General features: G+C 69.9%; 20 protein-coding genes and 1 pseudogene. 16 read left to right on the top strand and 5 right to left on the bottom strand.

Annotated elements, in window-relative coordinates:
* The 6 genes from ABZS97_RS07435 to ABZS97_RS07410 all read left to right on the top strand — a co-directional run bounded on the left by ABZS97_RS07435 (nucleotide 1) and on the right by ABZS97_RS07410 (nucleotide 6,494).
* On the top strand, nucleotides 1-1,950 hold the full coding sequence (locus tag ABZS97_RS07435; protein ID WP_356134634.1) for a fumarate reductase/succinate dehydrogenase flavoprotein subunit: 1,950 nt from the start codon (nucleotides 1-3) through the stop codon (nucleotides 1,948-1,950).
* On the top strand, nucleotides 1,947-2,696 hold the full coding sequence (locus ABZS97_RS07430) for a succinate dehydrogenase/fumarate reductase iron-sulfur subunit (RefSeq protein WP_356134632.1): 750 nt from the start codon (nucleotides 1,947-1,949) through the stop codon (nucleotides 2,694-2,696). Before ABZS97_RS07435 ends, ABZS97_RS07430 begins: the two co-directional genes overlap by 4 nt.
* 228 nt (nucleotides 2,697-2,924) lie before the next feature.
* The gene (locus tag ABZS97_RS07425) at nucleotides 2,925-3,698 is read left to right on the top strand and encodes a GNAT family N-acyltransferase (RefSeq protein WP_356134629.1); all 774 of its coding nucleotides are present in this window, start codon (nucleotides 2,925-2,927) and stop codon (nucleotides 3,696-3,698) included.
* Nucleotides 3,699-3,775: 77 nt separating this feature from the next.
* The gene (locus tag ABZS97_RS07420) at nucleotides 3,776-4,621 is read left to right on the top strand and encodes a lysophospholipid acyltransferase family protein (RefSeq protein WP_356134696.1); all 846 of its coding nucleotides are present in this window, start codon (nucleotides 3,776-3,778) and stop codon (nucleotides 4,619-4,621) included.
* 33 nt (nucleotides 4,622-4,654) lie between these two features.
* Entirely contained in the window at nucleotides 4,655-6,160 is a 1,506-nt protein-coding gene (locus tag ABZS97_RS07415) for an acyl-CoA synthetase (protein ID WP_356134627.1), read from the top strand.
* 127 nt (nucleotides 6,161-6,287) lie between these two features.
* Entirely contained in the window at nucleotides 6,288-6,494 is a 207-nt protein-coding gene (locus ABZS97_RS07410; protein ID WP_356134625.1) for a DUF5988 family protein, read from the top strand.
* 74 nt (nucleotides 6,495-6,568) lie between these two features.
* Here the strand turns inward: ABZS97_RS07410 and ABZS97_RS07405 are convergent, their stop codons facing one another.
* Nucleotides 6,569-7,366 carry an FCD domain-containing protein gene (locus ABZS97_RS07405; RefSeq protein WP_356134623.1) on the bottom strand — a complete coding sequence of 266 codons (798 nt, stop codon included), beginning with the start codon at nucleotides 7,364-7,366 and terminating at the stop codon, nucleotides 6,569-6,571.
* Between the two features lie 374 nt (nucleotides 7,367-7,740).
* Between ABZS97_RS07405 and ABZS97_RS07400 the strand changes: the two genes are divergently transcribed.
* The 9 genes and pseudogenes from ABZS97_RS07400 (at nucleotide 7,741) to ABZS97_RS07360 (ending at nucleotide 16,173) form a co-directional block, all read left to right on the top strand.
* Nucleotides 7,741-9,105, top strand: a complete 1,365-nt coding sequence (locus ABZS97_RS07400; protein WP_356134621.1) for an extracellular solute-binding protein — start codon at nucleotides 7,741-7,743, stop codon at nucleotides 9,103-9,105.
* Entirely contained in the window at nucleotides 9,102-10,016 is a 915-nt protein-coding gene (locus ABZS97_RS07395; protein ID WP_356134619.1) for a sugar ABC transporter permease, read from the top strand. The genes ABZS97_RS07400 and ABZS97_RS07395 overlap by 4 nt, the downstream gene beginning before the upstream one ends.
* A 55-nt stretch (nucleotides 10,017-10,071) precedes the next feature.
* Nucleotides 10,072-10,977, top strand: coding sequence for a carbohydrate ABC transporter permease (locus ABZS97_RS07390; RefSeq protein ID WP_356134617.1), 906 nt, complete (start codon nucleotides 10,072-10,074; stop codon nucleotides 10,975-10,977).
* 149 nt (nucleotides 10,978-11,126) lie between these two features.
* Nucleotides 11,127-13,055, top strand: coding sequence for a hypothetical protein (locus ABZS97_RS07385; protein ID WP_356134694.1), 1,929 nt, complete (start codon nucleotides 11,127-11,129; stop codon nucleotides 13,053-13,055).
* A complete protein-coding gene (locus ABZS97_RS07380; RefSeq protein WP_356134614.1) occupies nucleotides 13,052-13,399 on the top strand; it encodes an L-rhamnose mutarotase in 348 nt (115 codons plus the stop codon). Before ABZS97_RS07385 ends, ABZS97_RS07380 begins: the two co-directional genes overlap by 4 nt.
* A gap of 62 nt (nucleotides 13,400-13,461) precedes the next feature.
* Nucleotides 13,462-14,343: an amidohydrolase family protein gene (locus tag ABZS97_RS07375; protein ID WP_356134611.1), complete on the top strand. Its 882-nt coding sequence runs from the start codon at nucleotides 13,462-13,464 to the stop codon at nucleotides 14,341-14,343.
* Between the two features lie 6 nt (nucleotides 14,344-14,349).
* A pseudogene (locus ABZS97_RS07370) lies at nucleotides 14,350-14,841 on the top strand (sugar kinase); the annotation flags it as partial.
* Between the two features lie 169 nt (nucleotides 14,842-15,010).
* Nucleotides 15,011-15,169: a hypothetical protein gene (locus ABZS97_RS07365; protein WP_356134609.1), complete on the top strand. Its 159-nt coding sequence runs from the start codon at nucleotides 15,011-15,013 to the stop codon at nucleotides 15,167-15,169.
* Between the two features lie 2 nt (nucleotides 15,170-15,171).
* A complete protein-coding gene (locus ABZS97_RS07360; RefSeq protein ID WP_356134692.1) occupies nucleotides 15,172-16,173 on the top strand; it encodes an aldo/keto reductase in 1,002 nt (333 codons plus the stop codon).
* 55 nt (nucleotides 16,174-16,228) lie between these two features.
* Here ABZS97_RS07360 and ABZS97_RS07355 read toward each other — a convergent pair whose 3' ends face one another.
* The 3 genes from ABZS97_RS07355 to ABZS97_RS07345 form a co-directional block, all read right to left on the bottom strand.
* The gene (locus tag ABZS97_RS07355) at nucleotides 16,229-16,678 is read right to left on the bottom strand and encodes an RICIN domain-containing protein (RefSeq protein ID WP_356134689.1); all 450 of its coding nucleotides are present in this window, start codon (nucleotides 16,676-16,678) and stop codon (nucleotides 16,229-16,231) included.
* 573 nt (nucleotides 16,679-17,251) lie between these two features.
* Nucleotides 17,252-19,597 (bottom strand): excinuclease ABC subunit UvrA, encoded by a 2,346-nt coding sequence (locus ABZS97_RS07350; protein ID WP_356134607.1) that lies wholly within the window; start codon nucleotides 19,595-19,597, stop codon nucleotides 17,252-17,254.
* 53 nt (nucleotides 19,598-19,650) lie between these two features.
* Nucleotides 19,651-20,658, bottom strand: a complete 1,008-nt coding sequence (locus ABZS97_RS07345) for an LLM class flavin-dependent oxidoreductase (protein ID WP_356134605.1) — start codon at nucleotides 20,656-20,658, stop codon at nucleotides 19,651-19,653.
* Nucleotides 20,659-20,791: 133 nt separating this feature from the next.
* Here ABZS97_RS07345 and ABZS97_RS07340 point away from each other — a divergent pair, with 133 nt between their 5' ends.
* Nucleotides 20,792-21,760, top strand: a complete 969-nt coding sequence (locus ABZS97_RS07340) for an aldo/keto reductase (protein WP_356134687.1) — start codon at nucleotides 20,792-20,794, stop codon at nucleotides 21,758-21,760.
* Nucleotides 21,761-21,816: 56 nt separating this feature from the next.
* Here the strand turns inward: ABZS97_RS07340 and ABZS97_RS07335 are convergent, their stop codons facing one another.
* Nucleotides 21,817-23,661: a glycoside hydrolase family 9 protein gene (locus ABZS97_RS07335; protein ID WP_356134603.1), complete on the bottom strand. Its 1,845-nt coding sequence runs from the start codon at nucleotides 23,659-23,661 to the stop codon at nucleotides 21,817-21,819.
* Nucleotides 23,662-24,229: the final 568 nt, after the last annotated feature.

Genomic DNA, 24,229 nt, shown 5'->3' with positions numbered 1-24,229 from the left:
ATGACTTCCTATGCCGAGTACGCGACCGGAGAGCCGGTCGTCGACACCAAGGCGCCCGACGGCCCGGTCCACGAGCGCTGGGACACCCGCCGCTTCGAGGCCAAGCTCGTCAACCCCGCCAACCGCCGCAAGCACACGGTGATCGTCGTCGGAACCGGCCTCGCGGGCGGCGCCGCCGGTGCCACGCTCGCCGAACAGGGCTACCACGTCGTCCAGTTCTGCTACCAGGACTCGCCCCGCCGCGCCCACTCGATCGCCGCGCAGGGCGGCATCAACGCCGCGAAGAACTACCGCAACGACGGCGACTCGGTCCACCGGCTGTTCTACGACACCGTCAAGGGCGGGGACTTCAGGGCGCGGGAGTCCAACGTCCACCGCCTTGCGCAGATCTCGGTGGAGATCATCGACCAGTGCGTCGCACAGGGCGTGCCCTTCGCCCGCGAGTACGGCGGACTCCTCGACACCCGCTCCTTCGGCGGCGTCCAGGTGTCCCGCACCTTCTACGCCCGCGGCCAGACAGGGCAGCAGCTCCTGCTCGGCGCCTACCAGGCACTGTCGCGACAGATCGCGGCCGGCAACATCGAACTGCACGCCCGGACCGAGATGCTCGACCTGATCGTGGTCGACGGGCGGGCCCGCGGAATCGTCGCCCGCGACCTCGTCACCGGCCGCATCGACAGCTACTTCGCGGACGCGGTGGTGCTCGCCTCCGGCGGCTACGGCAACGTCTTCTACCTGTCGACGAACGCCATGAACTCCAACGCCACCGCCATCTGGCGGGCCCACCGGCGCGGCGCCCACTTCGCCAACCCCTGCTTCACGCAGATCCACCCGACGTGCATCCCGCGCACCGGCGACCACCAGTCCAAACTCACCCTGATGAGCGAGTCGCTGCGCAACGACGGCCGCATCTGGGTGCCCAGGGCCAAGGGCGACGACCGGCCGCCGAACAAGATCCCCGAGGACGAGCGGGACTACTACCTGGAACGCATCTACCCGTCCTTCGGCAACCTGGTGCCGCGCGACATCGCCTCCCGCGCCGCGAAGAACGTCTGCGACGAGGGCAGGGGAGTCGGCCCCGGCGGCCAGGGCGTCTACCTCGACTTCGCCGACGCCGTCCAGCGGATGGGCCGCAAGGCCGTCGAGGAGAAGTACGGCAACCTCTTCGACATGTACGCGCGGATCACCGCCGAGGACCCGTACACCGTGCCGATGCGGATCTACCCTGCCGTGCACTACACGATGGGCGGACTGTGGGTCGACTACGACCTGCAGACCACCGTCCCCGGCCTGTTCGCGATCGGCGAGGCCAACTTCTCGGATCACGGCGCGAACCGCCTGGGAGCCTCCGCCCTGATGCAGGGGCTCGCCGACGGCTACTTCGTCCTGCCGTCCACGATCAACGACTACCTGGCCCGCAACCCGCACCACGAAGTGGTCACGCACGAACACCCGGTCGTGCAGGAGGTGTTGGCCGAGACGGAGGACCGGCTGCGGCTGCTCCTCGCCGTCGACGGCGACCGCACCCCCGACTCCTTCCACCGCGAAGTCGGCGAACTCATGTGGGAGTTCTGCGGCATGGCGCGGACGGAGACCGGGCTGCGCAAGGCACTTGAACGCATCCCGCAGATCCGCGAGGAGTTCTGGCGGCGCATCAAGGTCCCCGGCACCGGCGAGGAGTTCAACCAGTCACTGGAGAAGGCCAACCGCGTCGTCGACTACCTGGAGCTCGCCGAGCTCATGTGCCTCGACGCGCTGCACCGCGCCGAGTCCTGCGGCGGCCACTTCCGCGAGGAGTCCCAGACCCCCGACGGCGAGGCGGCGCGCAAGGACGACGAGTTCTCCTACGCGGCCGCCTGGGAGTTCACCGCCACCGGCGACGCCCCCGTCCTGCACAAGGAAGACCTCGTCTTCGAGTACGTCCACCCCACTCAGCGGAGCTACGCATGAAGCTCACCCTGCGCGTCTGGCGGCAGCAGAACGCCGACGCCCCCGGCGCGATGTCCACGTACGACGTGGACGGCATCTCGGCCGACATGTCCTTCCTGGAGATGCTCGACACCCTCAACGAGGAGCTCATCCTCAAGGGCGAGGACCCCGTCGCCTTCGACCACGACTGCCGCGAGGGCATCTGCGGCGCCTGCTCGCTCGTCATCAACGGCGACGCGCACGGCCCGGAGCGCACCACCTCCTGCCAGCTGCATATGCGGTCCTTCAAGGACGGCGACACGATCGACGTCGAGCCGTGGCGCGCCTCGGCCTTCCCGGTCGTGAAGGACCTCGTGGTCGACCGGTCCGCCTTCGACCGCATCATCCAGTCCGGCGGCTACATCACCGCCCCCACCGGCGCGGCGCCCGAGGCCCACGCCACTCCCGTCCCGAAGCCGGACGCCGACTTCGCCTTCGAGCACGCCGAGTGCATCGGCTGCGGCGCCTGCGTGGCCGCCTGCCCCAACGGCGCGGCGATGCTCTTCACCTCCGCGAAGATCAACCACCTGAACGTGCTGCCGCAGGGCGCGCCCGAACGTGAGACCCGCGTCCTCGACATGGTCGCGCAGATGGACGAGGAGGGCTTCGGCGGCTGCACCCTCGCCGGCGAATGCGCCACCGCCTGCCCGAAGGGAATCCCGCTGGTCTCCATCACCGGCATGAACAAGGAGTGGCTGCGCGCGACCCGCAGAGCGGGAAGGCGTTAGCCGTACGTCGTTCGCCGTTACGGTGCGGACGGGCGGGACCGGGAGTGGTGCTCATTCCCGGTCCCGTCTCGCTTTCCCGGACGCCCCTGGCATTCAACATCCCCACATCCCGGCTCTCGGCGCCGGTCACGTACACGCCAATCGGCATCGGAAGAACAGAAGTGGCGGCGAATGCGCACACCCGGCCGCCGCCGTACCGCCGACCCGGCCCGTGACCAGGAGAGTGCCATGACCGGCGTATCCACCCTCGACAGCCCGCCGCAGCCTGTTGCCCCCACCCGCTACACCGTCACCCTCGCCCGCGACGAGGCCGACGTCCGAGCGGCCCAGCGGCTGCGCCACGACGTCTTCGCCGGAGAGATGGGTGCCCTGCTGGCCACCCCGCAACCGGGCCTCGACATCGACGCCTTCGACGCGTACTGCGATCACCTGCTGGTCCGCGACACCGTGACCGGCCAGGTCGTCGGCACCTACCGGCTGCTGCCGCCCGAGCGGGCCGCGGTCGCCGGGCGGCTCTACTCGCAGAGCGAGTTCGACCTCGGCCCGCTCGACGCGATCCGCCCCGGGCTCGTCGAGGTCGGCCGCTCCTGCGTGCACCCCGACCACCGCGACGGCGCGGTCATCGGCCTGATCTGGGCCGGTATCGCCCGCTACATGGTGCAGGGCGGCCACGAGTGGCTCGCCGGCTGCTGCTCCATCCCGCTCGCCGACGGCGGCGCGCTCGCCGCGGGCACCTGGGACCGGGTCCGGGCCAAGTACCTGGCGCCCGAGGAGTACCGCGTACGTCCGCTGCTGCCCTGGAGCGCCGAGGGTGTGACCCGGGCGGCGCGCACCGAGCTGCCTCCGCTGCTGCGCGGGTATCTGCGCCTCGGCGCCTGGGTGTGCGCGGAACCCGCGCACGACCCGGACTTCGGCGTCGCCGACCTGTACGTGCTGCTGTCGATGCGCCGCGTCGACCCGCGCTATCTGCGGCACTTCCTGTCGCTCATACCGGCGTCATGAGCGTGTCGAGCGCGACGGGCGCGGCGGGCACAACCCGTATCCGCGTACCGGTGGCGCCCTGGACCCGCCGAACGCCCATGGCCGGTACGGCTGTTGCGGCGAGCGCCTGGCTGCCGAGCGCCCCCTGCACTCCGCAGGTCTGCGTGCAGTCCACGCGGTCGGCCGCCGCGGCGCCGCGCGCCGTGCTGCGGCTGGTCGCGGTCCTGGTCACCGTCGTCGTCGGGGTCGTGCTGATGCCGGCCGTCGCACGGATCGCCGCCGCACGGCGCGACCGGATCATCCGGGCGTGGTGCCGGACGGTGGTACGGGCCTCGGGAGTGCGGATCAGGATGACCGGCGACGCCCCGCCCACCGGCGGCCTGCTGCTGGTGGCCAACCACATCTCCTGGCTGGACATCCCGCTCCTCGCCGCCGTGCGACCCAGCAGGATGCTCGCCAAGGCCGAGATCCGCCAGTGGCCCGTGGCGGGCGCGCTCACCGCGCGCAGCGGGGCCCTGTTCATCGAGCGCGACCGGCTGCGCGCCCTGCCCCGCACCGTCGAACGGATCGCGGACACGCTGCGCGACGGCGCCGCGGTGGTGGTCTTTCCCGAGGGCAGCACGTGGTGCGGCCGGGCCCAGGGCCACTTCCGGCGGGCCGTCTTCCAGGCCGCACTCGACGCCGGTGTCCCCGTCCAGCCGGTGCGCCTGCACTACCGCCTCGACGGCGGAGCGGTGAGCACCGCACCCGCGTTCGTCGGGAGCGACTCGCTGCTCACCTCGGTGTGGCGGGTCGTGTCGGCGCGCGGGGTGGTGGCGGAGGTGGGGGTGCGACCGGTGCTCGCGCCGGGCAGCGCACCCGATCGGCGCGCCCTCGCCAGGGCCGCCGAAACGGCCACCGGCCTGCGGACCGGCGCCAACGCACAAGGAGGTGCGTACCACTGACGTACCGTCAACTGTGCGCGGTACCGTCCCCGCATGTATCCCGGAGCGTACGACCCCACCAGGCCGGCCGTCGTCACCGCGGACGGCGGCCGGACCCTCACCTACGGACAGCTCGAGGAGCGCTCCCTGCGCCTCGCCGATCACCTGCGGACCAGCGGGCTGCGCCGCGGTGACCACGTCGCGATCCTCTCGGGGAACGACCCGCGGTTCCTGGAGGTCTACTGGGCCGCCGCGCGCTCCGGCCTCTACGTCACCGCCGTCAACCACCATCTGACCGCCGACGAGGCCGGCTACATCGTGCGCGACTGCGGCGCCTCCGCGCTGATCGTCTCGGGGGAGCTGGGTGAACTCGCCGACCATGTGGCGCAGTTGATGCCGTCGGCAACCCTGCGCTTCGACGACGGCTCCTACGAGGCCGCCCTCGCCGCCGCCTCGCCCGAGCCGCCCGCCGAACAGCCGCGGGGCAGCGACATGCTGTACTCCTCCGGAACCACCGGCCGCCCCAAGGGAATCGAACCGGCCCTGCCGGAAGGCGACATCCGAGAGGTGCCGAGCACGTTCCAGCTTCTGTTCCAGCCGATGTACGGCTTCGACGAGGACACCGTCTATCTCTGTCCGGCCCCGCTCTACCACGCGGCCCCACTCCGCTTCTGCTACGTCGTCACCGCCACCGGCGGCACAGTCGTCCTGATGGACTCCTTCGACGCCGAGTCCGCGCTCGAAGCCGTGGAACGGCACCGGGTCACGCACAGCCAGTGGGTGCCGACCATGTTCGTACGGATGCTCAAACTGCCGCCCGAGACGCGGACGTCGTACGACGTGTCGTCGCTGAAGGTTGCCATCCATGCCGCCGCGCCCTGCCCCGTCGAGGTGAAGCGGCGGATGATGGAGTGGTGGGGGCCGGTCCTGTACGAGTACTACGCGGCGACCGAGGCCAACGGGATCACCTTCATCGACCCCGAGGAGTGGCTGCGCAAACCGGGGTCCGTGGGCCGGGGCGGACTCCTCGGTGAGGTGCGGATCTGCGGCGAGGACGGCAAGGTGCTGCCCGCCGGCGAGACCGGCACCGTCTACTTCGAGCGTGACGAGCTGCCCTTCACCTATCACAAAGACGCCGGCCGCACCCGCGCCGCGCAGCACCCCGACCACCCCGCCTGGACGACCACGGGCGACATCGGGCATGTCGACGAGGACGGCTACCTCTTCCTCACCGACCGGCGGGCGTTCACGATCATCTCCGGCGGCGTGAACATCTACCCGCAGGAGACGGAGAACTGCCTGATCCTGCACCCGAAGGTCGCCGACGTCGCGGTCGTCGGGGTGCCCGATTCGGAGATGGGCGAGGTCGTCAAGGCGGTCGTGCAGCCCGCGCCCGGTGTCGCGCCCGGCCCCGAACTGGAGCGCGAACTCATCGACTTCGCCCGGCAGCACATCGCGCACTACAAGACCCCGCGCAGCGTGGACTTCACGGACACGCTGCCACGGACACCCACGGGGAAGCTGGCCAAGTCCGCGCTCAGGAGGGCCTATTGGGCGTGAACGGGTGGGTCGGCTGCCACGTCGACATTACGCAGGTGATTACCTGAACAATTGACCCGTGAGCGGCGAGCCGGCCGGGTCGGCGCGTCCCTGAGGAGCGGGTCCGGCTTTCGGAGAAGATCTGGCCATGACCGATGTGACGAAAGCAGTTCTCCAGGGCGGCCCTGACGATCTCACCGAGCGGATCGTCTCCGCGCCGGAGCCCGGGGTCGACATCAAGCTCCTGTTCCGTGGGGGATATGAGCACTTCAGGGCCACGACGCGTCAGCAGGAGACCTCGGAGGGCCTGTTGCCCGTGTACGAGTGGTGGGAGCGCACGGAACTCCCGGGGTAGGCGTTAAACCGGGCGGTCCCGCTGATCCTGCGCGGCTCGCAGGAGCCCGCTTGAGGGAACTCCGACGCTGAGCGCTATCCGAACAGGCGGCGCTGGATCTCCCGCCGGTAGTCCTCGAGTGTCCTGTCGAGATGTGTCGCCGTGGCCTCGGCCGCCTCGTCGGGCCGGCCGTCGCGGATGGCCCGGTAGATCTGCTCGTGCTCCACGACCGCGGACTCGGTGCCTTCACCGAGCGTGTCGTGGATCCCTATCGCGCTGGACTGCCGCTGCAGTCGTCGTGCGTCACGCACGGCGCTGACGAGGAAGGTGTTGTGCGAGGCGACGGCGACGCCCATGTGGAAGTCCTCGTCCGCCTGGTTGAACACCTCGACCTGCCCGTGGGTGAACCCGTGCCGGCACTGCTGCATGGCCACCTCGATGGTCCGCAGCTCGGCGGGCGTGGCCCGGGTGGCGGCCAGGCTGCTCGCGGCCGTTTCCTGGACCCGGCGGAACTCGAACAGCATGAGCACGTGATCGATGTCGACCGGGCGGAAGAAGCCGCCCCAGCGGCTGGTGATGAGCATGCCCTCGTCGTCCGCGACGAACAGTCCACGCCCCTTGTGCGCCCGGACCCGGCCGAGCGCCGAAAGGATCTTCACGGCTTCCCGAACCACCGCCCTGCTGGTGTCCAGCCTCTGGGCCAGGTCGTTCTCCGTGGGCAGCCGATCACCTGCCACCAGACGGGCCTCGGCGATGAACTCGAGGATCCGCTCCGCCACGACCTCGTAGCCGGGCCGGTACTCACTCCGCGCGCCCGTGCCGTTCACCGCTGCGGTCGCAGCCGTGGGTGCCTGCGTCGGCAAGGCCGCCTGGGCCGCGGGCGTGTCGTTCATCTGTCCTGCCTCCTGGCTGGCGCAACTGGGGCGGCTGATCGCTGTGGAGCCGTGCTCATCGTATCCCAAGCATCGATTAGTCGTACTCATCTGGCACGTAGATCCACAGTATGAGGCGGATCTGTCAATGTGTGAATCGTGACCTATCGGGACATTTAGTGCCCAAATCAGGCATCACTACCCGCATATTGCTGGGAAAAGGGCGCACAAACTCTTGACTGGATCCTGGATGAGGCGCCTAATTTCTTCCGCGACGGCAAGCGAGACGGCCGTCTGCGGTCCCTGACGCCCGGCCGGTACGGCCACGTCGCCCGATCCTCGCGCGCCACCAGTCCATCTGCTCGGGGCGCCCTGTGAAACCAGTGGAGTCGCACATGACCGTCTACAAGCCTTCGTCCAGCCCGAAGAGAGCGATCAGCAAAGGGCGTGCGGCGTTGCTGGCCGGGTGCGCGGTCACGGTGTTGCTGACCGTGACGGCCTGTGGCGGCGGCGGCACGGCCGGTACGACGACCAAGGACGGCTTCGCTCAGGTGCCGCAGAAGGACGGCGCGTTGACCGTCTGGGTGGACGCGACCCGTATGGACGCCGCGAAGCTGTACCAGAAGCTGCACCCCGAGGTGAAGCTGAACATAGTCAGCTATGACGGCGACGCCAACGGCTCCAACTACCTCCAGACCAAGGTCCAGCTGTTCAACCGCACCCACAAGGGCTGGCCGGACGTGGTGTTCAGCTCGCAGAACAACGAGGCCTCCTGGGCGGTCGACGCGGGCTTCGCCGCTCCGCTCAACAAGGGCCTGATCCCCTCGGCGTCCCTGGGGCAGTTCGCGAAGGGCGCCAACGACGTCTGCACGGTGGGCGGCACCCTCTACTGTCTGCGCAACGACCTCTCCCAGGCGGTGCTGTGGTACAACGCCCCGCTGCTGAAGAAGTTCGGCTACGCGGTGCCGACGACGTGGGAGGAGTACCAGAAGCTCGGCGAGAAGGTGGCCAAGGACCACCCGGGCTACCTCGTGGGTGACGCGGGTGACGCCTTCACGCCCGAGATCTACCTGTGGGCGAGCAAGTGCGGCGCCAACCACATCACCGGCCCGAAGGCTGTGTCGGTGAACACCTCCAGCGAGGCCTGCACCAAGATGGCCAGGCTCATGGACGTGCTGATCAAGAACAAGTCCATGTCCATCAGCGGGGTCTTCAGCACCGACTTCGGCAAGAACCAGGCCGACAAGGTTCTGCTCATGCCCGGCCCCGCCTGGTACGGCGGCGCGCTGTTCGAGGGCACCTTCAAGACGCCGGCCAAACAGATCGCGGCCGCACCCATCCCCCAGTGGCAGGGAGAGACCTCGCCGTCCACCGGCAACGTCGGCGGCGGCACGTGGCTGCTGTCCCAGCACTCCGAGCACGTCAAGGCCGCTGCCGACTTCCTGAAGTGGGTCACCACCGACAACGCCTACCAGGGTGAGAAGGCGCCGGGCTTCCCCGCGTACGCGCCGGCGGCCGAGACGTGGCTGAAAGGACAGGACGCCTCCGGCTACTTCGCCGGCGACCTGAGCGCTCTCAAGGCAGCCTCCTCCCAGGTCTGGAACGGGTGGGGCTCGGGCCAGTTCAGCCAGGAGGCGATCTGGGCCGCCACCGTCAAGCCCGGTCTGACCCAGGGCAAGAGTGTCGTCTCGTTGCTGCCGGCCTGGCAGGACTCCATCGTCAAGTACGCCAAGTCCAACGGATACAAGGTCTCCCAGTGACCCTCGCCCGCTCCTCGACCGGCTCTGCCCGCCGGAGTCCTCGCGGCGCCGGCCGGCAGAGCCGGGCCGGCACGGCCTTCGTCGCCGCCTACGTGGTCCTGCTGATCGCCTTCGGCGTCCTTCCGACCGCTTACGCGATCTACTTCGCCTTCACCGACGCCGGGGGCAGGGTCACCGGCTTCTCCAACTTCGTGACCACGGCGCAGGACTTCCGCTTCCTGGACTCCGTGAGCCATGTCGCCGTCTACCTCGCCTTCTGGCTCCTGTCCCTGGTCGTGTTCGTGGTGGCGCTGGCGCTGCTGCTGCACCGCCTGGCCTCGGGTTCCGCCGGCAAGGCGCTGCGTTTCCTCTACTACATCCCGGGAGCGCTCGCCGGCGCCGCGAGCGTGCTGGTGTGGCTGTTCATGCTCGACCCGACGGTGAGCCCGGTGAGTTCGCTCCTGGGCGTGCTGGGATTCCACACCTTCGGCGAGGTGATCGCACCCGGCAACCTGCCCGTGCTGTTCACGATCATCGCGTTCTGGACCGGTGCGGGCGGCTGGATCGTCGTCATGTACGGCGCACTCAACAACATCCCCACGGATGTGATGGAAGCCGCGCGCATCGATGGCGCGGGCGCCTGGCAGACCGCCTGGCACGTGCAGATCCCGATGCTCCGCAAGTGGATCGTGTACATGGTGATCCTGGCGTTCGCGGGCGGCGCGCAGCTCTTCGTCGAGCCGCAGCTGCTGTCCCTCGCCAGCGTGGGCGTGGCCGGACGCGACTACTCGCTCAACCAGTTGACGTACGACTTCGCCTTCCAGATGAACAACATCAACGGCGCCGCCGCGGTCTCGGTGGAACTCCTGGTCGTCAGTGTGTCGGCCGCCGCCGTCTTCGTCGCACGGTCGGGGTTCTTCGATGCCGACTAAAACCTCTGGCGGTCGAGTCGCCGTCGCAGCGAGCCCGGAACGGGAAGCGCCCCTCATGAGCCGATCTCACCACCACCGGCCGCCGCACCGCCGGCCCGTACGGCACCTGGGCTCCCGGCTGCTGACCGGATCCGTACTGGCCGCATTCCTCGCCTTCTTCGTGCTGCCGGTGCTGTGGCTCGTCCTCGCGGCGACCAAGACCGACCAGCAACTGGTCCACGACAATCCGCTGTCCTTCGGCTCCTTCCACGCGCTGAAGTCGAACTGGCACGCCCTCACGGCGTTCCAGGACAACGCCGTCATGCAGTGGCTCGGCAACTCGGCCCTCTACGCGGTGATCTCGCTGGTCATCACGCTCGCTGTCGCCATTCCCGCGGGATACGCCCTGGCCATGACCGAGTTCCGCGGCCGGCACACCCTGCTGATCGCGACGCTGGTCGTGATGCTCATGCCGAACGCCACGCTGGTGGTGCCGCTGTTCCTGGAGATCAACGCGGTGCACCTGATCGGCACGATGTGGTCGATCATCCTGCCGTACTCGTTCTACCCGTTCGGCGTGTACCTGACGTACATCTACTTCACCACCGCCGTACCGAAGGACCTGCTGGCGGCGGCCCGGATGGACGGCTGCTCGGAGTTCCGCGTCTTCTGGCACATCGCGCTGCCGCTGGCGACACCGGTCATCGCGCTCGTGGGCTTCTTCAGTTTCGTCGCCAACTGGACCAACTACTTCCTGCCGTACGTGATGCTCCCCGAGAGCAGCCAGATGCCCATCCAGGTGGGGGTCGGAAGCCTGCTCAGCAACGTGCCGTCCTTCAACCCGGCCGTCGGCGACCTCGCGATCCAGCGGCCGCAGCTGGCTCTGGCCACCCTCGTCGCCATCACGCCCGTGCTGGTCGTCTTCCTCTTCGCCCAGCGCTTCCTGGTCAGCGGGATGCTCGCCGGCGCCACCAAGGAATAGCGGCCCGTCCCGGCCGCCGTCTCCGGCCTGCGCCGCCCCGCCGCCCACCCCGAACGGAGATCCCCGTGCCCTACAGCTCTGCCGACCGCACCTCGGCCAAGGACGCCCCCCACGACCAGCCGGTCCCGCCACCCGAGACAGAGGCGAGGGTGCCGCTGCTCGAACCACCCGGCTGGGCCGTGGCGCAGCGGTCTCTGTTCGATCTCCTCGACCACGCCTGGCGGCGCTTCGCCCGCGACTTCACCGGATCGGACGGACGACTGAACTACTCCGGCCCGCTGACCACCCGCGACGGTGTGGACGACTTCTACGAGGTGTTCTTCAACTGGCCCCAGCTCTACCTCCTGGGCGGCGCCGACGACCTGCTGCCGGCCAGTGAGAAGCACTGGGAGGGCGTGACCCGGCAGCTCACCGAACTGGACATGCTGCACGACGAGTTCGAGCGCGGATACGACTGGTTCCACCAGGGCGAGAGCCTGCTCCTGCTCTACTTCCTCAGCATGGCCGCGCCCGACCGCTGGTCCGAACGCGCCCTGCGCTTCGCCGAGTTGTACGTCGACCCGGCCAAGGGCAACTACGACCCCGAGCACCGGGTCATCACCCGCCCGCACAACGGCAGCGACCCCGAGCGCACGGGCCTGTTCGACGGTGACGTCTATCCCTGGATGCTCAAGGAAGCAGAGACGTACGGCTTCCCGCTCGACTGGATCCCCGAGGCCGAAGGCGGCCCCCACCCGCTCTCCGCGGACCCGCGTCTCGGCGCGCAGATGCGGGACCGGACGGGCGTCGGTGACACCGCGGTCAACCTCGCGGCGGCCGGCCTGGTCCTCAACGCCTGGATCCTGTCCGGCGAGGAGCGCTACCGCGACTGGATCGTCGAGTACGTCGGCGCGTGGCGGGAGCGCACCGAGGCGAACGGCGGTCTCATCCCGGACAACGCCGGCCCGGACGGCGTCGTCGGCAGCCTGCTGGAGGGCCGCTGGTACGGCGGCCACTACGGCTGGTCCTGGCCGCACGGTTGGCACAGCGTCGGCCACGCGGCCTGTGTGGCGGCGCTCGCGGCGGCCACGGTCACCGGGGACGACGGCTACCTCTCCATGGTCGCGACATCCCTCGACGCCCTCATCGGCCACGCCAAGGTGATGCCCCACACCGAAGCGGACTCCAGCCTCCCCTCCAAGTGGGCGGTCGAACTCGGCCCCGACATCCGCACACCCACTCCGCACCTCCCCTTCCGCCACAACGACTCGGGCTGGTTCGACTACAACCCGGCCACCCCGCCCGTCCCGGTGGCGCTGTGGCACCACACCGCCTCCGAAGCGGACCGTGCCCGGCTGGAGGGACTGCGCGAAGTCGACGGCATCGACTGGCGCACCGTCCGGCCGTTCAGGGCCAAGGAGGAGTCCGGGCACGAGAAGGCCTGGTTCGCCTTCCTCGCCGGCGACGACCCCGGCTACCCCGAGCGGATCCTCGCGACCGCCCAGGCCCAGGTCCGCCACCGCCTGCGGCGCATGGACCGCTACCGCGACCTGGACGTGCCCGAGGCCGACATCCATGTGTGGCAGCAGTCCAACCCCGTGGTCACCGAAGCCCTGGTCCAACTGACGTGGGGCGGCCCGCAGGTGCTGTACAACGGCGGTCTGCAGCAGGCTCGGCTGCGCTACCACGACGCCGAGGCCCGCCGTGCCGGTCTGCCGCCGGACGTGGCCGCGCTGGTCACCTCCATCGACCCCGAAGCGACCACCGTCGAGCTCGTCAACCTCTCCCCCGAGTCCACGCGCACGGTGATCGTGCAGGCCGGCGCCTTCGCCGAGCACACCATCACCACCGTCAGGTACACCACCTGCGAGGACGACACCTGGACGGGGGACATGTACGACTACGGTCACACCGAGCCGGTCGTCGCCGAGGCGGAGGAGGCCTGTGACAGTGCCTTTCTGACGGTCCGGCTGCCCGCGTCCACTCGTATCCGGCTCACCCTGCGGCTCGACCTGCGCACGAACGCTCCCAGCTACCGCACACCGTTCGACACTCCGGTCGGCCGGCCCTCCCCGGGCAAGGAGGAGAGCACCGCATGAAGCGCGTCGCCCAGACCATCAGGCTCCGACCCGAGCACCGCGAGGAGTACCTCGAACTCCACTCGGCCGTCTGGCCCGGCGTCGAAGCCGCCCTGCACCGGTCGAACATCCGCAACTACAGCATCTACCTCCACGGTGACGCGCTGTTCGCCTACTTCGAGTACCACGGCGCCGACTTCGAGACCGACATGGCCACCCTCGAAGCCGACCCCGAGACCCAGGAGTGGTGGAAACTCACCGACCCCTGCCAGGAGCCCTGGCCCGACCAGGGCGACGCACGCCAGTGGACGGAGCTCGCCGAGATCTGGCACCTGAACCCGCCAGGTGACACCACCAGCGCCTGACACACCTCGCCCCAGACCACATGGACCCCACCCGGCGTGGACCGACCCGACTTGGACCACCAGTGACCCGCACCGCCGCCCCACTCATCGACGCCCACCACCACCTGTGGGACCTCGACCAGCGTCCGCAGCACTGGCTCGACGACCCCGCCCTGGCAACGATCCGCCGCACCTTCACCCCCGACGACCTGCGTACGACCGCCATTCGGCCCGTCGCGGGCCGGCGTCTGCACAGCACGGTCGCCGTGCAGTGCGTGCCGGACGTTCCCGAGACACAGGACCTGCTCGCGCTCGCGGAGCGGGAGCCGCTGATCGCAGCCGTGGTCGGCTGGGCGGATCTCACCTCTCCGGAGATCGGCGACGGGCTCGACAGGTTGCTCGCCGGGCCGGGCGGCACCTACCTGCGGTCCCTGCGTCATCTCGTACAGGGCGAGACGGATCCGGAATGGCTGCAACGCCCCGATGTCGAACGCGGGTTGGCGGCGGCCCGGGACCGCGGGCTCTGCTACGACGTGCTCGTCCGCAACCACCAGCTCGACCAGGCGATCCGGCTGGCCGAACGCTTCCCGGACCTGCCCCAGGTACTCGACCACGCCGGCAAGCCGTCGATCGCCGACGGTGAACTGGCCGAATGGGAAAGCCAGTTGCGCCTCCTCGCCGCACACCCGCATGTGGTGTGCAAGGTGTCGGGGCTGATCACCGAGGCGGACCACGAGAGGTGGACCGTCGACGACATCCGCCCGGTGTGGGACGTCCTGCTCTCCGCCTTCGGTCCCGACCGCCTGATGTTCGGCTCCGACTGGCCGGTGGCGAACCTCGCGGGCGGCTGGAACCGCTGGGCCGCCACGGTGGACGAACTGCTCGACGGATTTTCCGCCGACGAGACCTCGGCGATCCTCGCGGGCACCGCGACCACCTTCTACCGCCTCACTCGTACGTACTGAACGGGCCTGTGGGCCGGCGCTGACGCCTCCCGCGAGGTGGACCTGCGACTCGCCCGGCACGCCGACGTCATCGTGGGCGCCCTGGGCGTGGCCGGAACCTACCCGGGTCAGGCGCGCTTCAGTGCCGACGAGGCGGCGGACGCGCTCGCCGAGGTGGCGGGCCCGCTGCCCGGCGCACGGGTGCCGGCAACGACCTTGCGCGAGGTCCCCTCGGCCGGAGTCAACGACTGGTCCTCAGCCGTCTGGTCCGCCGAAACGGGCTTCGTCGCCGGCCGCCGGACGCCCGGACTGCACGTCCTGGACCGCGTCGGCTCCGGCGAGGGCTTCGCGGCCGGCCTGATCCACGGCCTGCTCAGCAACACCGGCCTGAAGCAGGCCCTGGCCTACGGCACCGCCCACGGCGCACCCACCTCGACCACCCCCGGCGATGTCTCCATGGCCACCCTCGCCGAGGTCGAAGCCCTCATCGCGGGCGGATCAGCCCACGTCAGACGCTGACCGGCCCCCCAAACCGGCGCCCCACCACCCGCACCAACAGGGCTCGGGGCGTCCGTGATCGGCAACCTCTGCCGCCTCATCCCGGCCGCCGACGCGACAGCCGCCCTCAACGCGGCCTGTCACCGGCATCCGCTGCCAAGAACATGATCTTCCATAAGGAGTCGCAGGCATGACGACGACAGACCTCGAAGGACTCACGGCGTTGGTCAGCGGAGGCGCCTCCGGGATCGGCATCGGTGCTACCGGAAGCACCGAGGACACCGGCACCGCCCTCGCCGTCGACGGCGGCATGGCGGGCCTGCGCGTGCGACCCGAGGTAAGGCCATGACGATGCGCCAGAACATGCTCGGACCCGGGCCGGTGCGGGTCAGTGAACTCGCCTTCGGCGCGGCAGCGATCGGCAATCTGTTCACCCCGGTCACCGACACCGAGGCCGAGGAAGCCGTCGTCGCCGCCTGGGAGTGCGGTGTCCGGTACTTCGACACCGCCCCGCATTACGGCCTCGGCCTGTCCGAACGCCGGCTCGGCGCCGTGTTGCGCGGCATGCCCCGCGAGGAGTACACGATCTCGACCAAGGTCGGCCGTCTCCTGGAGCCCACTGGCTCCGGCGACGTTGACGGTGATGACCTGGCCCACGGCGGCTTCGCCGTCCCCGCAACGCACCGCCGCCGATGGGACTTCAGCGCCGAGGGCGTACGCCGCTCACTGGAGGGCAGCCTTGAGCGCCTGGGCGTGGACCGGATCGACATCGCCTACCTGCACGACCCGGACGACCACGCCGAATGGGCCCTCACCGAGGCCTACCCCGAGCTGGAACGCCTGCGCGCCGAGGGCGTGCTCGGCGCGATCGGCGTCGGTATGAACCAGGCCGAGCTGCCTGCCCGGTTCGTCCGTGAGACGGACATCGACGCCGTGCTGCTGGCCGGCCGCTACAGCCTGCTCGACCAGCGAGGCCTGGCCGAGCTCCTGCCGGTCGCCGCCGAACGCGGCGTCGGCGTGGTCGCCGGCGGGGTCTTCAACTCCGGCCTGCTCGCCGACCCGAAGCCCGGCGCCACCTTCGACTACGCCGCAGCCCCCACCGAACTTCTCGCCCGGGCCACGCAGTTGAAAGAGGCATGCGAGCGGCACGGCGTCCCGTTGCGTGCCGCCGCGCTCCGGTTCCCCTTCGGGCACCCGGCCGTCGCGTCGGTCCTGGTCGGCACCCGCAGCGGCGGCGAGGTGCGGGACGCCGCCGCGATGGTCGACCACCCCATTCCCGGCGCGCTCTGGGCGGAGCTCAAGGAACGGGGACTGCTGCCCGCCGATGTACCGACCCCGGCCGAGGAGAAGTGAATGCCGAAGCCGCCCCTTCGCGAAGGGGCGGCTTCCACATTCCGGGATCACCCTGTCACTGGATCGTCCAAACCTGGTTGGACTGGTTCAGGGGCATCCACTGATCGATGGCGGCCCCGTTCGCCGTCGATGCGTTGCTCACCTCCAGGGTCTGCCTGTTCTCGAAGTTGCGGATGCGGTACCCACCGCTGGTCTGCTCGAAGTACCACAGCTGGTTGTTCCCGCCGCCGTAGGCGTACTGCTGCAGCGTGGTCCCCTTCCAGTGGCTGCCACCGTTGATGTCGAGGACCTTGCCGCTGTTCCTGCTCACGATCTTGTAGAGCTGTCCACTCACCGGAACGATGTTCCACTGCTGGTTGGCCCCACCGGTGCTCGGCCACTGCAGGACGCTCGCGCCGTCGGCGGTGGACGCCCCGTTGACGTCCATCATCTGCCCGCTGTTGACGTTCTTGATCGTGTAGTACGTCGACGGGTTGACGGTCGGCGTGCCGGTCGCGTCCTCCAGCGCACCGCCGGCCTGCTGGACACTGAAGTCCGCGATGAAGAAGTACGCGCCGTCGGTCTTGGCGGCCTGGACGGTCTTGAACGCCGCGGCGGTGCCGGTTCCCGAGTTGCTGTCACTGCCGTTGACAGGGTCGACGTAGAAGTTCGTCGTGGCCGCGTAGGCGGGTTGAGCGGGGCAGCACGGCAGCGAAGACGACGGTTGCCGCTGCGAGCGCCTGGACCGTCCCCGCGCCGATGCGTAGGGGTCTCATCTGTGGTGTCCCTCCTCGAACCCCGCTACTTATGAGTTGCATTTATCGATGCAGGAAGGCAGTTGAGTCAAGGAGATAGGCATGCTTATTTTTCACTGGCGCAACACCGATGACATGCGGACGCATCGGGCTCGGCGCCCGTACGCACCCTCGGCGGCGAGGAGATTCCCCAGGTGGAAGCGTGGTTGGTTGACGGGGTCGGCATGCTCGCTGCGGCCCGCGCGACTTGGCCGGCGAAATTGACGTCTGAAATGAGTACTACTCATTTAGGTGCCCTGTCGCTGTCATCCGCCAGGTGACGGCCCCACCACCGGTCGTCTCGGCTATTGGCCGGGTGGGAGCGTGCGGGCAAGGTAGGGAGCCGTCGCGCTCCCGGTCGTCCGGGCCACCTCGCCCGGCGGTCCCGTCGCCACGATCCGTCCGCCCGCGTCGCCGCCGCCCGGGCCGAGGTCGATGACCCAGTCGGCGCCCGCGACCACCGCCATGTCGTGCTCGACCACGACGACGGTGTGGCCCGCGTCGACGAGGCCATGGAGCTGGCGCATCAGTACCTCGACGTCGGCCGGGTGCAGACCGGTCGTCGGTTCGTCGAGGACGTAGAGAGTGTGGCCGCGGCGCACGCGCTGCAACTCCGAGGCCAGCTTGATGCGTTGGGCCTCGCCGCCGGACAGCTCCGTCGCGGGCTGGCCGAGACGCAGATAGCCGAGGCCGACGTCGATCAGCGTGGTCAGGCTCCGGGTGACGACCGCGGTGTCGGTGTCGGTGAAGAACTCCGCCGCGGCCTCCACCGTCAGGTCGAGCACCTGGGCGATGTTGCGTCCGTGGTAGGTCACTTCGAGGGTCTCGGGGTTGTAGCGCGCACCGCCGCAGTCCGGGCACGGCGCGTACGTGCTGGGCAGGAAGAGCAGCTCCACGCTGACGAACCCCTCGCCCTGACAGGTCTCGCAGCGCCCGCCGGCGACGTTGAAGGAGAAGCGCCCCACGCCGTAGCCGCGCCGCCGCGCCTCCTTCGTCGCGGCGAACACCTTGCGCACGACGTCGAAGAGGCCGGTGTACGTCGCCAGGTTCGAGCGCGGGGTACGGCCGATGGGCTTCTGGTCCACGCAGACGAGCCGCCCGACACCCGGCAGCTCTTCCGTCACCTCGCCGATGAGGGTGGACTTGCCGGAGCCGGAGACACCTGTGACGGCCGTGAGCACGCCGAGCGGGAACTCGGCGGTCACTCCGCGCAGGTTGTGCCGGGTCACCGGGCCGACCTTCAACTGGCCTCGCGGCGGCCGGACTTCACGTACGGGTGCTGGGGAGCGGTCGAAGAGGAAGCGGGCCGTCGCGGACCCCTCGACCGCCGCGAGCGCGGCCACCGGGCCGCTGTGCAGGACGCGTCCGCCGTGCTCGCCCGCGCGCGGGCCGACGTCGACGAGCCAGTCGGCGCCGCGCATGACGTCGAGATGGTGCTCGACCACGAACACCGAGTTGCCCGCCGCCTTCAGCCGGTCGAGGACCGTGAGCAGGGCCTCCGTGTCGGCCGGGTGCAGTCCGGCGGACGGTTCGTCGAGGACGTAGACGACACCGAAAAGCCCGGAGCGCAACTGCGTGGCCAGCCGCAGCCGTTGCAGCTCACCCGCCGACAGGGTCGGCGTGGCGCGGTCGAGGCTGAGATAGCCGAGACCGAGCTCGGCCACGGGCGCGATGCGGGACTTCAGATCGTCGGTGAGTACCCGGGCGGTCTCCGAACTCCCGTGCAGGGTCCCGGCCAGTTCGGCCAGCGGGAGCGCGGCCAGCTCTGCGATCGTGCGGCCCGCGAACGTCACGGCCAGCGCTTCGGGCCGCAGCCGCCTGCCGCCGCACGCCGGACACGGCGAACTGGTCAGAAACCGCTCGGCCTTGGCCCGCAGGGTCGGGCTCTTGGTGTCGGAGAACGTCTTCAGCACATAGCGCTGGGCGCTCATGTACGTTCCCTGGTAAGGGCGTTGGATGCGTCCGGCGTCCCGCACCGGGTGCACGGTGACGACCGGCTGCTCGTCCGTGAACAGGATCCACTCGCGCTCCTTCGCGGGCAGCTCGCGCCACGGCCGGTCCACGTCGTACCCCAGCGTGTCGAGCACATCGCGCAGGTTCTTGCCCTGCCAGGCGCCCGGCCAAGCGGCGATGGCTCCCTCACGGATCGACAGCGAGGGATCAGGGATCAGCAACCCCTCGGTCGTACGGTGCACTTGACCGAGACCATGACACTCCGGGCAGGCCCCGACCGCCGTGTTCGGCGAGAAGGCGTCCGAGTCGAGGCGCGCGGCCCCCGCCGGGTAGTCGCCGGCCCGCGAGAACAGCATCCGCAGCGAGTTGGAGAGATTGGTGACCGTGCCGACGGAGGACCGCGAACCGGGAGCCGACCGGCGTTGCTGCAAAGAGATCGCCGGCGGCAGCCCCGTGATCTCCCCGACCTTCGGCGCCCCGACCTGATGGATCAGCCGCCGCGCGTACGGCGCGACCGACTCGAAATAGCGCCGCTGCGCCTCCGCGTAGATCGTCCCGAAGGCCAGCGAGGACTTGCCGGAGCCGGAGACGCCGGTGAAGACCGCGAGGACGTCGCGCGGGATGTCGACGTCCACGCCCCGCAGATTGTGCTCGCGGGCGCCCCGGACGCGGACGTAGGAGTCATGAGGGCTGGGCATCGACGGGGCTCCTGGGGCACGGGTGGTGTGAGGCCGGGGCAAACCCCACGATTCTAGGCCGCGGCCAGTCCCGCGACCCGGGCCAGCCTCCGATAGGAGTCCAGCAGGGCGTCACGGTCGTACGTACTGGTCGTGACCAGCACCTCCTGCGCGCCGGTCTCCTTGATCACCGTCTCCAGCTCGTGGGCGACCTGCTCCTCGGTTCCGGCGATGTGGCCGGTCAGCCCGGACTCGAAGAAGCCCCGCTCCTTGGCGCTCAGCGTGAGGTTCTCGACGCGCTCGGCGGGCGGCAGCGGCGGGAACGTGCCACGGGTACGGGAGTGGGCCATCGACCAGGCCTCGGGGAGCAGCAGGCGGTGCGCCGCCTCGGGGGTGGCGGCGACCGCGACCGTGCCGGAGATGACGACGTACGGCTGGGACGCCCAGGGGGAGGGGCGGAAGGTCGCCCGGTAGTGCTCGATGCCGCGCTGCATCTTCTCGCGGTTCCTGAGGTCCCCGATGACCATCGGGAGGCCCGCCTGAGCCGCGATCGTGGCACCCTCGCCCATCGCGAGCACGAAGGGCGGCACGGCCAGCCCCTCCGAGGGACGCGCGTGCACGCCGGTCGGCGAGGTGCCGCTGAACCAGCCGAGCAGCTCGGCCAGCTGTACCGCGAAGTCGTCGGCGTCGTCCCGGTCCCGGCCGAGCGCCTTGCGCACCCCGTCCGTGAAGCCGACCGAGCGGCCCAGGCCCATGTCGATCCGCCCGGGGAACAACGACTCCAGGACCCCGAACTGCTCGGCGACGACCAGCGGTTGGTGGTTGGGCAGCATCACACCGCCGGTGCCGACCCGGATCGTATGGGTGGCGGCTGCGACCGCGGCCGCCAGTACGGTCGGCGCGGAGCCGGCCACACCGGGCACGCCGTGGTGCTCCGAGACCCAGATCCGGTGGTAGCCGAGCCCCTCCAGGTCCTGGGCCAGACGCACGGTGTCGCGCAGCGCCTCGGCGCCTCCGTGCCCCTCGCGGGTGCGGGAGCGGTCGAGCACGGAGAAGCGGGTCCCTGCGATCACTGAGCTCACATGGGATTCAACACCTGCGGCGCGCGAAGATTCCCCGGCCCCGGCCCGGCGGGATTCACCGGGCTTCGCCGTCCGCCTGGCGGGCAGGGATCAGGGCGTCGGTGTCGATCCTCACGGGAGGCAGCAAATGAGCATGCGGTACGTGAAGCTCGGGGCGACGGGCCTGGAGGTGTCCCGGATCTGTGTGGGCTGCATGAGTTTCGGCGTCCCCGACCGCGGCCCGCACGAGTGGACGCTCGACGAGGAGGCGTCGCGGCCGCTCATCCGGCGGGCGCTGGACGCCGGGATCAACTTCTTCGACACGGCGAACGTGTACTCCGACGGCACCAGCGAGGAGATCGTCGGCCGCGCGCTGGCCGACTTCGCCCGCCGCGACGAGGTCGTCCTTGCGACCAAGGTGAACGGCGCGATGCACCAGGGCCCCAACGGCCGCGGCCTGTCCCGCAAGGCGATCATGGCGGAGATCGACCACAGCCTGCGCCGTCTGGGCACCGACTACGTCGACCTCTACCAGATCCACCGCTTCGACCCGGCCACCCCCGTCGAGGAGACGATGGAGGCCCTGCACGACGTGGTCAAGGCAGGCAAGGCCCGTTACATCGGGGCGAGTTCGATGTACGCCTGGCAGTTCTCCAAGGCGCAGTACACGGCCCGGATGAACGGCTGGACGCGGTTCGTCTCCATGCAGAACCACTACAACCTCCTCTATCGCGAGGAGGAGCGCGAGATGCTGCCGCTCTGCCGTGACCAGGGCGTGGGCGTGGTGCCCTGGAGCCCGCTGGCGCGCGGCCGGCTCACTCGCGACTGGGACACGGCCACCGCGCGCAGCCGGACCGACGGGTTCGGCCGGAACCTGTACCAGGAGGGCGACAGGGAGATCGTCGACGCCGTCGCCCGGATCGCCGCCGGGCGGGACGTGCCACGCGCCCAGGTCGCCCTCGCCTGGCTGCTGCACCAGGACACCGTCACCGCGCCCATCGTCGGCGCCACCAGGCCGGAGCACCTCGACGACGCCGTCGCCGCGGTGGACCTGGAGCTGACCGAGAAGGACGTCGAACAGCTGGAGCAGCCCTACAAGCCGCACGCCATCAGCGGGCACTGACGCCGACGGGGCACGGGCACCGGCGCGTCACCGCGACCGGCGCCCGTGCGCCGCCGTCAGGCCTGCTTCGGCCGCTCGGCGGCATACGCGGCGAGCCATGCCAGCGGCGCGTTCCAGTTCACGGCCACCTCGTTCGTCGAGTACGAGCCGATGTCGTCGATGTAGCAGGCCGCCGGCGCGCAACCGGGCAGGTTCTCCTGCGCGACCGGGTCCTGCAGCCCGCTGTTGGGGCCGCCCGCCAGCGAGCCCGCCGGGGGATGGGGGAGCGAGGCGTCGTACTGGTGCGACCAGAAGCGGTGGTGCTCGTTCTGGGAGTACTGCTCGCCGTACCCGGTGACGTACGACTGGTTCAGGGCGTTGCGGCCCAGCAGGTAGTCCATCGACTCCAGCACGCCGGCGCGATACCGCTTCTTGCCGGTCAGCTCGTGGGCGACGGCCATCACGATCGCGTTGTCGGTGACCGCGCTGTTGGAGCCCCACACGTACCCGGTGGAGGGGATCGGGACCGCGTAGCCCTGGCCGGCCATCGTCGAGAGATAGCCGTCCGCCGCGGCCGTCACCGAGGAGCGCACGCGCGCGATGTCGGAGGCGGGCAGCTTGGTGGGGACGGTCGCCAGGGTGAGGCGGGCCAGCGCGGCGGTGTCCGCCCAGCTGAAGCCCCCGGGGGTGAAGGCGTCGTTCGACGTGTGCCAGGGCGAGGAGGTGACCGCGCTGCGGTAGGTGCGCTCGCCGGTCGTGGCGTACAGCTCGGCGGCGGCCCAGTAGAACTCGTCGGTGACGCGTGTGTCGCCGTACGCGCCGCCGCCCGTGCTGTCCGAATCGGGCGCGTACAGCGCCGGGTTGGCCTGCGCCGCGCTCCAGGCCCGGCGGGCGGCGGTCAGGCACCGGTCGGCGAACTTGGCGTCGTAGGCCCGGTAGACGCGGGCGCACTGGGCCGCGGTGGCCGCGAGGTTGAGGGTGGCCGCGGTGGACGGAGGGTGCAGTTCGCGCGGCTGTGAGTCCTGCTCGGGACGGGTGGGCAGACCGGTCCAGGCGGCGTCGTGCACCTTGTGGAAGGCCATTCCGGCGTACGGCTTGCCCGCCGGTATCTGCATCCGCATCAGGAAGTCGAGCTCCCAGCGTGCCTCGTCCAGGACGTCCGGTACGCGGTTGCCGCGCTCGGGGACGCGCAGGGTCGAGTCACCGAGCGCCGAGGCGTGTCCCGCTCTCTTCGCCCGCTCGAAGGAGTTGACCACCAGCCAGGTGGAAATACCGCCGTTGACCACGTACTTGCCCTGGTCTCCCGCGTCGTACCAGCCGCCCCTGACGTCCTGGGTGTAGTCGCACACCCCGGTCTGGCAGGGCACGTTCGTGTCGCCCTGGTTCGGGGCGACACCGAGATGACCGGCCGGGCGCGCGTACGCCGGGCCGACCAGCGACGCCTCGATGGGGATGCCGCTGCGCTGGTGATAGAAGAAGGCCAGCGTGTCGGAGCGCAGCCCGTCGTAGAGGTCGGTGCGGATGTCGAAGGGTTCGCTGCTCTGCCCGTCGACCACCAGGACGTATCCCGTGCCCGCCCGCCGGTACGCGGAGAAGTCCGCCACCTGGGTCGACTGCCCGGAGGCGGCGTCCGCCCCGTGGCTGACCGTGGAGCCCGAGGCGACCGTCGCGCCGGTCGCGTTGACCAGTCGCCAGGTGAGCGGCTGGGCGGCTGCGGTCACCACCGTCGCGCGCTTGGGGCCGTCCGGCAGATAGCCGACCTGGTTGACCCGCACAGGAGTCGGCGTCGTGGCGGCGGCGGGTGCCGCGGGGAGTGCGGCCGCTCCCGGGGCGAGCGCGAGACCGCCGGAGAGCACGGCCCCGGTCAGTAAGGCGATTGCGATGTGCGTGAAGCGACGGCGGGGCAAGGGGAATTCGGGCATGAGCGGCTCCCGGCAGGAGTGAGGTGAATAAGGCGGACACCGAACACGCGTGCGGCTGCTGCTTGGGAGCGCTCCCATAGCGGAGGATTGCATGAGCATGCCATGGCGTCAATGAGGAGTGAAAGGCCTTTTCCGGTCGGCGGGGTGTTCGCCTGGTGGGCGGCCGGCCGGCGACCTCGGACGGCCGAACAGGCAAAGGGTGCACCCGAACGTCGACGGACAAGGGAACGCGGCAGGATGCGTCCCTTCCGTGACCACCCGGAGGGATTGGGTATTTCTTTTCGGGGTGCCTTCGCTGACGTACTGTCAATGTCCACGCGTGGGGTGGGAATAGGAAATTGACAGCATCTCTTGTTTCGCCTCGGTGGCCTGTGCAAAGGTGTGCCCTGTCGGCGTGCAGTCGAATTTCTTCTCTCTGCGCGCGCGTGAAGCGCCCGTTCCCTCCTTGCTCCAAAAGGGCTGCGGAAGGGGGGAGTTCAAGGCGTCAACCCCCCATGGGTAGTCCTTCCGTCTCGTCGGGTGGGCTACATACCCATTGGTATGGACTAATTCTTGCGTTACCTTTGGG

The sequence above is a fragment of the Streptomyces sp. NPDC005485 genome (assembly GCF_040606085.1).
GTDB lineage: Bacteria > Actinomycetota > Actinomycetes > Streptomycetales > Streptomycetaceae > Streptomyces.
Note: the sequence above shows the minus strand (reverse complement) of the source record. Positions and strands in the feature narration are given on the sequence as shown.

Excerpts from the sequence above, each read along its gene's own strand:
- ABZS97_RS07415 (WP_356134627.1), top strand. The coding sequence starts at position 4,655 with ATGTATCCCGGAGCGTACGACCCCACCAGGCCGGCCGTCGTCACCGCG.
- ABZS97_RS07365 (WP_356134609.1), top strand. The coding sequence starts at position 15,011 with ATGACGACGACAGACCTCGAAGGACTCACGGCGTTGGTCAGCGGAGGC.
- ABZS97_RS07420 (WP_356134696.1), top strand. The coding sequence starts at position 3,776 with ATGGCCGGTACGGCTGTTGCGGCGAGCGCCTGGCTGCCGAGCGCCCCC.
- ABZS97_RS07335 (WP_356134603.1), bottom strand. The coding sequence starts at position 23,661 with ATGCCCGAATTCCCCTTGCCCCGCCGTCGCTTCACGCACATCGCAATC.
- ABZS97_RS07380 (WP_356134614.1), top strand. The coding sequence starts at position 13,052 with ATGAAGCGCGTCGCCCAGACCATCAGGCTCCGACCCGAGCACCGCGAG.
- ABZS97_RS07435 (WP_356134634.1), top strand. The coding sequence starts at position 1 with ATGACTTCCTATGCCGAGTACGCGACCGGAGAGCCGGTCGTCGACACC.
- ABZS97_RS07410 (WP_356134625.1), top strand. The coding sequence starts at position 6,288 with ATGACCGATGTGACGAAAGCAGTTCTCCAGGGCGGCCCTGACGATCTC.
- ABZS97_RS07425 (WP_356134629.1), top strand. The coding sequence starts at position 2,925 with ATGACCGGCGTATCCACCCTCGACAGCCCGCCGCAGCCTGTTGCCCCC.
- ABZS97_RS07390 (WP_356134617.1), top strand. The coding sequence starts at position 10,072 with ATGAGCCGATCTCACCACCACCGGCCGCCGCACCGCCGGCCCGTACGG.
- ABZS97_RS07340 (WP_356134687.1), top strand. The coding sequence starts at position 20,792 with ATGCGGTACGTGAAGCTCGGGGCGACGGGCCTGGAGGTGTCCCGGATC.
- ABZS97_RS07400 (WP_356134621.1), top strand. The coding sequence starts at position 7,741 with ATGACCGTCTACAAGCCTTCGTCCAGCCCGAAGAGAGCGATCAGCAAA.
- ABZS97_RS07430 (WP_356134632.1), top strand. The coding sequence starts at position 1,947 with ATGAAGCTCACCCTGCGCGTCTGGCGGCAGCAGAACGCCGACGCCCCC.
- ABZS97_RS07405 (WP_356134623.1), bottom strand. The coding sequence starts at position 7,366 with ATGAACGACACGCCCGCGGCCCAGGCGGCCTTGCCGACGCAGGCACCC.
- ABZS97_RS07350 (WP_356134607.1), bottom strand. The coding sequence starts at position 19,597 with ATGCCCAGCCCTCATGACTCCTACGTCCGCGTCCGGGGCGCCCGCGAG.
- ABZS97_RS07360 (WP_356134692.1), top strand. The coding sequence starts at position 15,172 with ATGCGCCAGAACATGCTCGGACCCGGGCCGGTGCGGGTCAGTGAACTC.